This window comes from Pantoea sp. CFCC18177, from assembly GCF_059412425.1.
On the sequence record NZ_JBNBPL010000008.1, the window covers coordinates 194,947 to 206,967 of the forward strand.

A 12,021-nucleotide genomic window follows, 5' to 3' on the forward strand; every position below is an offset into this window, starting at 1 on the left:
ATGAATCCATTACTCGAATGCTATGGAACGGAACAGCCGCTTGTCTCGCCGCAACGCATTGCATGGGGTGACTGGTCACTGGAACTGGTGGGCGGCGATGTAAAAGAGGTGCGCTTCCAGGGGCATGAAATCCTCCGCTCGATAGGTTATATCTTGCGCGACGAAAACTGGGGAACCCATGAGCTGGCTGTCTCAGACATTCATGTGAACCGCGCAGCCGATAAGGTGGAGATTGAGATCCACAATCACTGCTCGTTAAGCCAAGACCAGCGCGTCACCCTCAAGCGCTTAATGCGGCTTGATGAGCAAGGGCTGAGCATCCAGGCCGAATTAACAGGCAACTGCACGTTCTCCACCGCCCGCTGTGGTTTTACCGTGCTCTACCCTTTGCAAGGTGTGGTGGGTTCCGCCGTTAAGGTGCAGCACTGCGATGGCAGCCATCAGGCAGGGCATTTCCCGGAGCGGATTGAACCCTGGCAACCCTTTAAGGACATTCAGCGGCTGACCTACCATCACGCTGCGGGCATTGAGGTTGGGACGGAGTACGCCGGGGATATTTTTGAGATGGAAGATCAGCGTGCCTGGATGGACGCCTCCTACAAAGTCTATTCCCGCCCGCTGGAGAAACCCTGGCCTTACCGGGTGGATGCCACCCAGCCGCAGCGGCAGGCAATACATGTCACGGCTGTTGCGCAGCAGAGCGTCACGGATAAGACCGAGACGACGATAACGGCAGAGATGCGCATGCCCGCACTTGGCGTATTGCTCACCCCCGATATGTTCGCGCAGCCTGAAGCGGCGATCGCCGCGCTGCAGCGTTTGCAGCCGGGATATCTGATTTATCACTGCGATCCGCGCGACAAGGGTTATGCCTCGTTTGGCTTATTGGTCGATATCGTCACCCGCTGTGGATCGATCCCGCTGCATCTTGAGTACGTTTTACCGATCGATAAACACACGGATTTTAGTGAGCATTTGCAGCAGCTCCACCAGCGGTTAGAGGCGGCATCGCTGCTGCCCAACTGCCTGATCATTTCCCCGTCGACCGATCTGAAATCCACGCCGCCCGGCAGTGAGTGGCCTTGGTGTCCGCCGCTGGACGCGATATTCCATCAGGCCCGTGAGCTATTTGCCGGTATTACCCTGGGCGGGGGAATGATCAGCTATTTCACCGAGCTGAATCGCAAACGGCCGCCGGTTGCCTTGCTGGATTTTGTCACCCATGCCACCAACCCTATCGTCCATGACGCTGCCGATCGCGCAGTAATGCAAACGTTGCAATCACTGCCCTACATCACGCGTTCGACGCGCAGCATCATCGGGGAGCAGAAGCCCTATCATCTGGGGCCTTCGATGATCAGTATGCGCGGTAACCCGTATGGCGCGGATGTGTACGCCAATCCGGATAACATTCGCATGACGATGACGCACAGCGATCCGCGCCAGCGCGGACGCTTTTTTGCCAGTTGGCTGGTAGGGTATCTGTCGCACTTAACCGGCGCGGAGATTTCCCACTGGTGCCCGGCAGGGCTGTTGGGCAGCCTGGGGTTGACGGAGATCGCTGAAGGCGCAGTCACGGAATATCCCGCCTGGCGTTTGGTGGAGTTCTTAGCCGCGCAACAGGGCAAGCCGATCAGCGTGCAGCGGCAGGCTAATCTGACCCAGTTGGCGTTTAGCGGTGAACCCGGCTATCGGCTGGTGGCCAACCTCAGCGCAACCGAGCAAAGCATGGAACTCCCGGAAGCAGGCTGGACGCTGGATTTTGCCATCGGCGAGGTGGAGAACGGAGAAAAGGGGCGGCTGACGCTGCCACCCTTTGGTGTGGTTTGCCTGCGTAATCTGGTTTAATTCAATCCGGTGCACCTAAATGCGCACCCTACGAAAACCCTGCACAATCAGCTTAGAGGCATGCTCGTCAGTTAAGCGACTGACGATAACGCTGGCTGGAGCCCCACGCGGGGAGGCGTGGGGCAGTTCGCGGCCGACCATGGATGGTCATCCGCGAACGGTCCGTCCGGCAAGACGTGGAAGTCGAAGGTACCGCTTTAGCGGCGCGAGGACGGCCCAGAGGGGGCAGTAGTGGCGGCAGAGCCCGCACAGAGAAGAAAGGCCACTTATCAATAAGCAGCCTGAGGTTCTTAACTGACATGCATTACGCCATTTATGACGACCGAAAGCGCTCAACTGGCATGCGGCTTACCTTTCCCTTCCTGCTTTAAGCACTCCCTACGCGCGCGTTCTGACCTTATATCGCGTCGATCATCCCGCCATCCACCCGCATCACGCTGCCCGTGATATAGCTGGCCTGCTGGCTGGCGAGGAAGGCTGCGGCTGCGCCGTACTCGTGTGGATGGCCATAGCGTCCCGCCGGGATAGATTGACGACTCTTCTCCGCAATGGCATCGGCGGTGCTGTTTTCGCGCTTGGCTTTGATGGCATCCAACTGGCTGACGCGATCGGTGGCGATACGCCCCGGCACCAGCACATTCACCGTCACGCCTTGCGCCGCCACTTCGTTGGCAAGGGTTTTGGACCAGCCGAGCAGGCTCATGCGCAGCGCATTGGATAACGCCAGATTGGCAATCGGCGCAATCACGCCAGAGGACGTTGAGGTGATGATGCGTCCCCAGCCGCGTTCACGCATCCCCGGCAACACTTTGTCGGTCAACTGCATCAGCGATGCCACCATCAAGGAGAACTGCTGCTGCCAGACCGCACTGTCGGTACCCGCTGCCGTGGCCGGAGGCGGCCCGCCCGAGTTATTTACCAGAATATCCACGTCACCCCAATGCTTGCTAATATCCGCTAACACGGCATCAAACGTTTCGGGCTGTGCCAAATCCAGCGCCCAGGCGTGCGCTTCACCGCCTGCCGCCTGAATCATCGTCACGGTGGCGTGCAGTTTTTCCTGATTGCGACCGGTGACGGCGACTTTGACCCCTTCCTGCGCCAGCGACAGTGCCATTGCCTGACCCAAACCACTGCCTGCTCCACACACCAATGCCACGCGACCACTAATTTGCAAATCCATCATTTTCTCCTGAATTGTATTTTCAGAGTCTGAATGTGCAAAATTGGTGCCGACTATGCACCTGCCTTGCGAATTTGCACCAGGTCGTAGGCACATTGCAGATGCGCACGCATTAAATCCGCCGCCTGCTGCGCTTTGTTATCGCGCAAAGCATCCAGAATCGCGACATGCTCTTCACACCACTCCTTGACCCGGCGTTTATTGTGATAGCTGCCGAACTCCAGCAGGCGGCGCAGGCGGTTTTGCTGCTGAATGGCCTGCAGCACAAACAGGTTGCCGCTGGCTTCGGCCAGTAGCTCATGGAACGAGGCATCGGTTTCGAAGATCTCGCGGGCGGGCACTTGAGTAATATCCGCATGGGTGATTAAGCGCAGATGCTGTGCGCGCAGGCGTTTCAGCAAGGCGCGATCGACGCGCAGCTGCGGGCTGAGCAGGGCGGCAGGCTCGATCATCAGGCGGAAACCATAGCTGTTGCGCAGCGCCACATCGCTGTTCAGCGTCTGCTGAAAACGCCAGCCGTGCCCGGCGTTGCGCGCGATCAGCCCATCTTCTGACAGCTTCACTAACGCACGCGTCAGCACGCCGCGATCCACCTCATAGCGCTGGCTGATCTCGGTCTGGGTAAAGGATTCCGGCAACAGGCCCGCGATATGATCGCGTACCAGTAATTCATACAGCGTCTGGTCGCTACTCTGTGGGGGTTCAATCGCCAGCTGCTGCAGCTCCTCAACGCTCTTGAGCAGGTAGAAACCCTGATTGGGCCGGGCCTCCACTGCGCCAAGGCGGGTTAACTCTTTCAGCCCGGCACGTACCGGCGTGCGGGAAACGCCCAGGGCATCGGCCAGATATTGCTCACGTAAATGATGACCTGGATCGAATCTTGCTTCGTATATCAGGTCAAGCAGTTGTCGTGCGATACGGCGACCGCTGGCAGAAGCGTCAGGCTGCATAGAAATGGGTTCCCTGAAATGTATTATTGTGAACAGAACATACAATAACATGCCGATCAGGTTGCCGCGATATAAAGCAAACACTGCACAGATACTGTGCATGATGCACCAGGAAGAGACGTTTTGTCGCATTCATGATTGTACTTTGTGACTCACAAAAACCAATTTAAACGTTAGCCAGGAGAAATTTATGTTCAGCACTTCTATTAAAAAACTACGCCTGTTGGGATGGATGTCGACACTGGCGGTAATGCCCATTGCCAGCCAGGCGGCTATCGGTGATGTGGCCCCCGGCAAACTCACCTACGGCACTGCCGCCACCTTTATGCCGTTCGAGTTCGTCAAAGACGGCAAGCTCACCGGTTTCGATATCGATCTGATCACCGCCCTGAGCAAGTCACTTGAGCTGCAGCCTGCGCCACTGCCAATGGAGTTTAAAGGTTTGATCCCGGCGCTGCAGGGCAAACGCCTCGACATCATCAACTCTGCGATGTACGTCAACCCAACCCGCGCCGAGCAGGTGGATTTTGTGCCGTACCTGAAAATCGGCAGCCGCGTGGTGGTGCGCAAGGGCAACCCTGCGGGGATCACTGGACGTGACCTGTCGCTGTGCGGCAAAAACATCGCCGTGACGCTGGGCGGGATTGAAGAGAGCCAGGCGCGCGTAGACAACAAACACTGTGTCGATGCCAAAAAGCCCGCCATTAACGTGATGACCTTCCCGGCCGCCACCGACTCTGCGGTGGCCGTGGCGCAGGGCCGCGCAGATGCCGAATTCCTCTCCACACCGGGCACCGTCGCGCTGTTCAGTGAAAAGCCAGGCGTATTTGAAGCAGCAGGCGAAGAGTTTGAAGCCGACACCCACATCGCTTTCGCGGTGCGTAAAGGCGATGCCGAAACCAAAGCGCAGCTGGAGAAAGGGCTGCAAAACCTGGTGAAAGACGGCACCTACAAGCAACTGATTGAGAAATGGAACTTCCCGGACTCCGTTGCCATTTTCTAACCCGTTGACCGGAGAAAGCTATGTCGATCGATTTAATGTGGCAGTACTTCCTCTCACCTGAGTTCATCAAAGGTGCGTGGATGACGCTGTTAATTACCCTGTGTTCACTGTTGTGTGGCGTGGTGCTGGGGCTGGTGCTGGCGTTGTTGCAGGAAGCACCGTTCCGGGCGGGCAAGGCGCTGGCATTTTTCTATCTGTGGCTGTTTCGTGGCACGCCAGTGCTGTTCCAGATCATCTTTGTCTACAACGTGCTGCCAGGTTTCGGCCTGCGTTTCTCCGCGTTCACCTGTGCTGTGCTGGCGCTCTCACTGAATGAGGGCGCCTACATGGCGGAGATCCTGCGTTCAGGGCTGCAGGCGGTTAAAAGCGGCCAACGGACAGCGGGGATGGCACTGGGCATGACCAATGCGCAGATCATGCGCAAGATTGTGTTGCCGCAGGCGGCGCGCATCGTGCTGCCGCCGATGGGCAACCAGATGATCAGCATGCTGAAGTCGAGCGCGCTGGTGTCAGTGATTGCCGTACAGGAACTGCTGCTGGTGGCGAACCAGACTGCCAGTGCCAGCTTCCGCTACTTCGAAGCGCTGTGTGCCGCCGGGATTTACTACCTGCTGCTCACCAGCCTGTTCATGATTTTCCAGTCATGGCTGGAGCGTGTGCTTGACCCCAAACAGCGTCGTGGTAAGCAGCAGAAAGCCCTGGCGCGCAAAACCACCCCGGCGAAAACCGGCAAAACCGTGGGAGGTGTGTCATGAGCCATCAGCCTAAACCTTTGCTGGAGATGATTGGCATCGACAAAACCTTCGGCAAACAGCAGGTACTCAAAAACTGTTCGCTCAGCGTGCAGCGCGGTGAAACTGTGGTGCTGATTGGCCCGTCGGGATCGGGCAAATCGACGCTGCTGCGCTGCGTCAACATGCTGTCACCCGCCGACAGCGGCGACGTGTTCTTTACCCGCCAGAACATCACGCGCGGCGAAGTGCCGCCGCACCAGTTGCGGCAGCGCATTGGCATGGTGTTTCAGAACTACGAGCTGTTCTCGCACCTCACCGCCGCGGAAAACATCATGCTGGCGCCGATGACGGTGCTGGGCGTCAACCGCATTGAGGCGCGCAAGCAGGCCGAAGCGCTGCTGGCGAAAGTGCGCATCCACGATCGTGCCGATCACTTCCCCGATGAGCTTTCCGGCGGTCAGCAGCAGCGCGTGGCGATTGCCCGTGCGCTGGCCATGAAACCGGAACTGATGCTGTATGACGAACCCACTTCGGCGCTCGATCCCGAGATGATCCGTGAAGTGCTGGACGTGATGGCGGAACTCAGCGCCGAAGGCATGACCAGCATGGTGGTGACGCACGAAATGGGCTTCGCGCGCCGCGCCGCCAACCAGATTTTGTTTATGGAAGAGGGCGAGATTCTGGAGCGCGCCAGCGCCGATGATTTCTTTACCGGACAGGTCAGCGAACGCGCCAAGCGCTTCCTCGACCAGATCCTTCATTAATTGCGGAGTGGATATGAGCCTTTATCAGGTAGACAGCGTGCGCATGAAGCGCGACTTAGCCGCGCTGGTGGCGATCAACACGGAAAACCCGCCCGGCCAGGAGCGTGAAGCCGCCGAGTGCGTGGCGGGCTGGTTGCGTGCTGTGGGTTTCGATTTGTCATTCAGCGAATACGCGCCAGGGCGCACTAATGTGATTGCGGTGCTGAAAAACGGTGCTGGTCCCTGTTTTGCCTTTAACACCCATCTGGACACCGTCCCGGCGGGCAGCGGCTGGAGCAGCGATGCCTTCACCCTGACCGAGCGTGACGGCAAGCTCTATGGGCGCGGCGCCTGTGATGCCAAAGGGCCGCTGGTGGCGATGGTGGAAGCGCTGCGCCTGCTGGCTGCCAACCGTCAGCACTGGTCCGGCACGCTGATGGGCGTGTTCACCGCTGATGAAGAGGTGGCGAGTGAAGGCGCGAAGTTCTACGTCAAAGACGCCCCGCCGGCGATTGATTTCGCGGTGATTGGTGAACCGACCTCGAACGCCACCTTCTCGGCGCACAAAGGCAGCCTGCGTCCGCGCGTCAAAGTGAAAGGTGTGACGGCGCACTCGGGTACGCCAGAACTCGGCGTTAACGCCATCTACCAGTCGGCCAAGCTGCTGGGGTTGATCGAAGAGGCGCACCATCAGCAGGTGCGCTGCCGCTGCCACGCGCTGGTGGGCAACGCCAGCTTGACGGTGACGCGTATCCACGGCGGCCATGCCGACAACGTGGTGCCAGACAGCTGCGAGCTGCTGCTCGATCGCCGCATGGTGCCCGGTGAAAACGAAGACGCGGTGAAAGCCGAACTGCAACAGCTGCTCGACCATGCCAACGCCTCGGCTGGGGTGGAAGCGGAGATTGTAGCCTGGCAGGCCACCACCGGCGGGGCAACGGAAACCGACAGCAATGAAGCCATTGTGCAGCACAGTCTGACGGCCTGTCGTCGCCATGGTCAGCCGGAAGCGGGACCGTTTGGCTTCCAGGGCGGCTGCGATCTGGTGCACTTCCGTGCGCTGGGTGCCAAAGGTGTGGTCATCGGTCCTGGCAGTCTGGCGGTGGCGCACAAGCCGGATGAGTTTGTGCCGGTTGAGGAATTTATCGCTGCGGCGTCTATTTACCTCGACGTGGCGCTGGCGATGCTGCCGCAGGAGCCTGCGCTGTGAAGATCATTCTGTGGCGCGGCGAACTGCACTATGCGGGCGTCACCCTGCACACTGCCGCCTCGGGTGCCATTAACGCGCTGGATACGCTGTGGCTGCAACTGGATGACGCCATTGGCGAAGTGCGCCTGAACATCAGTTACCTGCACGGCTATAGCGCGGAACAGGTGTTACAGGATGTCACCCGCGCGCTGTCGCAGTGGAACCGCGCCGATGATGCGCAAACCTTATTAAACCGCATTCACGCTGCCGATGCCGATCTGCTGGCCCCGACACGCATGCTGCTGGATATGGCACTGCACGATCTGCTGGCGAAAAGGGCAAAGCAATCTCTGGCGCAGTGGCTGGGTGCCGCGCCCTGTGCTGCATCGTTCGCCACCAATCAAACCCTGTTCTGGGGCAGTGAAGCCCAGATGCTGCAACAGGCGCACGGCTATGTAGAGCGCGGCTTCACCCAGTTAAAACTGCGCACCGGTGTGGCGGATATCGACACCGATCTGGCGCGGCTGCAACGGCTGCGCGCCGAGTTTGGTGCAGATATTTCCCTGGCGATGGATGTTAACGGTCAGTGGTCTCTGGCGCAGGCGCAGCGTGCTTTCCCGGCGCTGCGTGAGTTGGATTTGCGCTACGTCGAGCAGCCGCTGGCGGTGTGGGACGACGCGCTACTGAGCCAGCTCTCGACCTTTGGTGTGCCGATCATGCTGGATGAGAGCCTCAACAGTGACGCGGCAATCGATCGCTTAATCGCGGCGGATGGGGCGCTGTGGGGCCACCTCAAGCTGGTCAAACTGGGCGGCATTGGGCCGACGCTGGCGGCTGCTCGTCATCTGCAGGCCGCAGGCGTGCCCTTTATGATCGGTCAGATGAACGAAGGCCACGCGGCGACGGCGGCGGCACTGCAGCTCTGTCGCGTGCTGCAACCGCAGTATGCCGAACTCTATGGCGCAGACGGCCTAACAGATGATCCGGTTAGCGGTTTGCACTATCAGCACGGCAGCGTGCAGGTAACCGATTCTTACGGCCTGGGCGTGCAGTTTGATGCCACCCGCGCCACTTTCCTTCAGGAGTTTTAGTGATGCAACAGCTCAATAATGTGATTCAGGGCAGCGAATCTGCGTTTGCTGCAGACGAGTACGCCAGCCGCATCCAGCGCACGCGCGAACGCTTAAGCGCCGCCGGTGTGGACGTGATGATTGTCACCGGGCCGGAAAACATTTTCTGGTTAACCGGCCAGCAAACTCCCGGCTATTACACCTTCCAGGCGCTGCTGCTGCCGGTAGAAGGGGAGCCAGTGTTTGTCATCCGCCAGCTCGAATACTTCAACTTTATCGCCAACACCTTTATCTCCGACGCGGCCATTTATCAGGATGGCGACAACCCGGTGGACTTCCTGTTCGCCATGCTGCAACAGCGCGGCTGGCTCAACAAACGCATCGGGTTGGATAAGCGCGGCTGGTTCCTGCCGATTGCGGTGTATGAGGCGCTGCAAAGCAAGCTCGGCACCATTGCCGATACCGCGGGCGTCATCGAACCGCTGCGCGCCATTAAGTCGGCAGCGGAAGTGGAAAAAATTGCCACGGCGGCGCGCTATGTTGATGCGGGTATGCAGGCCGGCATGGCGGCGGTACGCGCGGGTGCAGATGAGAACGCCCTGGTCTCGGCGATGATGGGCGCGGCGATTGCTGCCGGTTCCGAATACGTCGGGATGGAACCGCTGGTCTCCAGTGGCCCACGCAGCGGCGTGCCGCACGGCACCTGGCGCCGTCGGGTGATCAAAGATAACGATCCGGTGTTCCTCGAAATGGCGGCTGCGCACGATCGCTACCACGCGGCGCTGATGCGCTCGGCGTGGATTGGCCGCCCACCGGCTATCGCGCTGGAGATGGAGAAAGTGTGCCAGGAAGCGCTGCAGGCGGCACTGGATGCGATTCGTCCGGGCGCGACCTGTGCCGAACCGCACATTGCCTGTCAGAAAGTCATTGACCGCGCGGGCTTCACCGACAACTTCAAAAAGCGTACCGGCTACTCGATCGGCGTCTCGTTCGCGCCGGACTGGGGCGAAGGCGGCATTCTCAGCCTGTACAGCGGCGTCACCACCGAACTCCAGCCAGGTATGACCTTCCATATTCCCCCGGCGCTGCGCATTTACGGTGAGTTCACCGTGGGCGTGAGCGAAACCGTGGTAGTAACTGAATCCGGCTACCGTCAGCTCGGCTCGCTGGCGCGTCCTTTAACTCTGCTGTAAGGAACTGTTATGAAAGATATTATCGAATGTCGTGAACGCCTGCGTGGCATCTTCAACATCACCGTCACGCCTTTTACGCCAGTGGGCGAGATCGATTTCCCCGCGCTGTGTGAAAACATCGAGCGCGTCATTGGCCTGGGTTATGACGGCCTGCTGATTGGTGGCACCTACGGTGAATTCCCGGTGATGTCGCTGGCGGAACGCCGTGAACTCTTTGCCAAGGTGATGGAGTGCGTACAGGAGCGCGTGGCGGTGATGCTGTGCAGCGCCGCATCGGACCCGCGTGAAGCGCGTGAACTGACCGAACTGGCGGGTGAACTGGGTGGTTTGCCGATGGTCACCGCGCCGTTTGTCAGTGAAATCACCGACGAGCAGATCTTCACCTATTTTCAGGAGATGGCACCGCTGTCGCGCACCGGGATTCTGGTCTACAACGCGCCGGGCATCGGCATCACGCTGTCGCCTGCACTGCTGGAGCGTCTGGCGGACATTCCTGGCGTGGTCGGTATCAAACAGGGCGATTTGAACCCCACGGCGATTGACCAGATTGCTAACCGCCTGCGCGGCAAACTGCGTCTGTTCTGCGCCTCAGATCTCGCTTTCCTCGGGCCGATGATGGCCGGTTTCGACGGCATCAGCACCACCAACAGCGGGGCGCTGCCGGAGCTGATTCTGGCAACCTTCCGGGCACTGGAAAAGGGTGATGCGGCTACCGCGCGTGACCTGCATCAGCTGTGGTTTGATTACCGCACCCTGGCGCGTCAGCACGGTCAGCCCCAGCTTGTGAAGGCAGCAATGGCGCTGCGCGGCTTTAACGGCGGCACGGTGCGCGCCCCGTTAAAGCCAATCTCAGAAGCGGCACTGGCGGCGCTGACCAGCGTGATGCACCAGCTGGCCAGCGACAGCCGCACCGGCGTTACGCTGTCACGCTAATCACCGCTTGCAGGAAGGCGGTAAACAGCGGGTGTGGGGCATCAGGACGTGACATCAGTTCGGGATGACCTTNAGCCGCACCGGCGTTACGCTGTCACGCTAATCACCGCTTGCAGGAAGGCGGTAAACAGCGGGTGTGGGGCATCAGGACGTGACATCAGTTCGGGATGACCTTGCACCCCCAGCCAGAACGGATGCGAGGGGCTGCGAATCGCTTCGACAATATTGTCGGTTTGCACGGTAACCTCGATGCCACCCGCTAGCAGTTGCGGCAGCAGATGTGGATTAAAGCAGTAGCGATGGTTGTAGGGCATGGAATCAAAAGGGGCGGCAGCCGGATAGGCAAACAGGCCGCAGCGATGGCGAAGGTCGTCAAAGCGCACAAAGCTGTGCAGCGGCGCGTCAGGTGCCACTTCGGCAAGCATGACGTTTTCATAGCCAGCGGCTTGCTGCACCACCGCCGTACACATGCTCTGCATGCCAAGGCACAGCCCGAGAGTAGGGATGTCGCGTTGCAGCGTGGCTTTGGCCACTGTGATTTGCCCGAGTACCGCCGCCATCGACGAACCGCCCGGCAGCACCACGCCGTGCAGATCGTCCAGCTCATGCAGGTCAGCGGAGAGTTCAGCAGGAGGCAACAAGCGGATATCCAGCGCGACGCCCAGCAGTCGCGCCGCCGCCTGCAGTGACAGCAGGTTTGCCGGGTAGCTGTCGCGCTGATCGCGCTCGCGGCCCAGCAGGCCGATGCGCAGCGTGCGCTCGCCCGTGGGTTCGGTCTCGGGCGGCGGTGGCAGGTCACGGCTGGCGCGGCGCTCGCCTTTGAGGTGAGCAATGCGCGGCGCATCTATTGCCGCCAGCACGATCACCGCGTCTTGCAACGGCAGCAGGCTGACATCGGTGACTTCCTGTTGCAGCGTATCGCTGAGGTACAGTCCGCTGGTGACGCAGTAGCCCGCCGCCGCCACGTGCTGATGGCTGTCGGGATAATCGCTGCTAAAGCTGGGGCGCAGGCTCCACAAGGGCAGCGACTGTTGATTCGCCAACATGCTGGCGGCCACACCGAACTGCGCTGGGTTGAGGGCATCATCGAGAATGAAGAGAAGTGACACGGCAAATTTCCTGCTGTTGTTGGGTGGTTAATTGTATTAGTTGAAACAATATATACAAAAGAGGAT

The 12,021-nt window shown here is 59.7% G+C and carries 11 protein-coding genes; 8 read left to right on the forward strand and 3 right to left on the reverse strand.

Going from position 1 to position 12,021, the window contains the following annotated elements; genetic code table 11:
• Positions 1-1,848, forward strand: coding sequence for a D-apionate lactonase family protein (locus ACPUC8_RS10965; RefSeq protein WP_494926282.1), 1,848 nt, complete (start codon positions 1-3; stop codon positions 1,846-1,848).
• A 397-nt stretch (positions 1,849-2,245) separates the two neighbouring features.
• On the opposite strand, the gene ACPUC8_RS10970 is transcribed toward ACPUC8_RS10965, so the two are convergent.
• Both ACPUC8_RS10970 and ACPUC8_RS10975 read right to left on the reverse strand, forming a co-directional pair.
• Entirely contained in the window at positions 2,246-3,031 is a 786-nt protein-coding gene (locus ACPUC8_RS10970) for an SDR family oxidoreductase (RefSeq protein ID WP_494926283.1), read from the reverse strand.
• A 53-nt stretch (positions 3,032-3,084) separates the two neighbouring features.
• Complete coding sequence (locus ACPUC8_RS10975; protein WP_494926284.1) at positions 3,085-3,981, reverse strand: GntR family transcriptional regulator; 897 nt, start codon at positions 3,979-3,981, stop codon at positions 3,085-3,087.
• 232 nt (positions 3,982-4,213) lie between these two features.
• Here ACPUC8_RS10975 and ACPUC8_RS10980 point away from each other — a divergent pair, with 232 nt between their 5' ends.
• The 7 genes from ACPUC8_RS10980 to ACPUC8_RS11010 are packed head-to-tail and all read left to right on the forward strand — an operon-like array spanning position 4,214 to position 10,846.
• Positions 4,214-4,984, forward strand: coding sequence for an ABC transporter substrate-binding protein (locus ACPUC8_RS10980; protein WP_494926315.1), 771 nt, complete (start codon positions 4,214-4,216; stop codon positions 4,982-4,984).
• A 20-nt stretch (positions 4,985-5,004) separates the two neighbouring features.
• Complete coding sequence (locus ACPUC8_RS10985) at positions 5,005-5,739, forward strand: amino acid ABC transporter permease (protein ID WP_039334860.1); 735 nt, start codon at positions 5,005-5,007, stop codon at positions 5,737-5,739.
• Positions 5,736-6,482 (forward strand): amino acid ABC transporter ATP-binding protein, encoded by a 747-nt coding sequence (locus ACPUC8_RS10990; RefSeq protein WP_494926285.1) that lies wholly within the window; start codon positions 5,736-5,738, stop codon positions 6,480-6,482. Before ACPUC8_RS10985 ends, ACPUC8_RS10990 begins: the two co-directional genes overlap by 4 nt.
• A 13-nt stretch (positions 6,483-6,495) precedes the next feature.
• The gene (locus ACPUC8_RS10995) at positions 6,496-7,671 is read left to right on the forward strand and encodes a M20 family metallopeptidase (RefSeq protein ID WP_494926286.1); all 1,176 of its coding nucleotides are present in this window, start codon (positions 6,496-6,498) and stop codon (positions 7,669-7,671) included.
• On the forward strand, positions 7,668-8,741 hold the full coding sequence (locus ACPUC8_RS11000; RefSeq protein WP_494926287.1) for a mandelate racemase/muconate lactonizing enzyme family protein: 1,074 nt from the start codon (positions 7,668-7,670) through the stop codon (positions 8,739-8,741). The genes ACPUC8_RS10995 and ACPUC8_RS11000 overlap by 4 nt, the downstream gene beginning before the upstream one ends.
• Positions 8,742-8,743: 2 nt before the next feature.
• On the forward strand, positions 8,744-9,913 hold the full coding sequence (locus tag ACPUC8_RS11005; RefSeq protein ID WP_494926288.1) for a M24 family metallopeptidase: 1,170 nt from the start codon (positions 8,744-8,746) through the stop codon (positions 9,911-9,913).
• A 9-nt stretch (positions 9,914-9,922) separates the two neighbouring features.
• Positions 9,923-10,846 (forward strand): dihydrodipicolinate synthase family protein, encoded by a 924-nt coding sequence (locus ACPUC8_RS11010; protein WP_494926289.1) that lies wholly within the window; start codon positions 9,923-9,925, stop codon positions 10,844-10,846.
• Between the two features lie 86 nt (positions 10,847-10,932).
• Here the strand turns inward: ACPUC8_RS11010 and ACPUC8_RS11015 are convergent, their stop codons facing one another.
• Entirely contained in the window at positions 10,933-11,955 is a 1,023-nt protein-coding gene (locus tag ACPUC8_RS11015; protein WP_494926290.1) for a glutamine amidotransferase-related protein, read from the reverse strand.
• Positions 11,956-12,021: the final 66 nt, after the last annotated feature.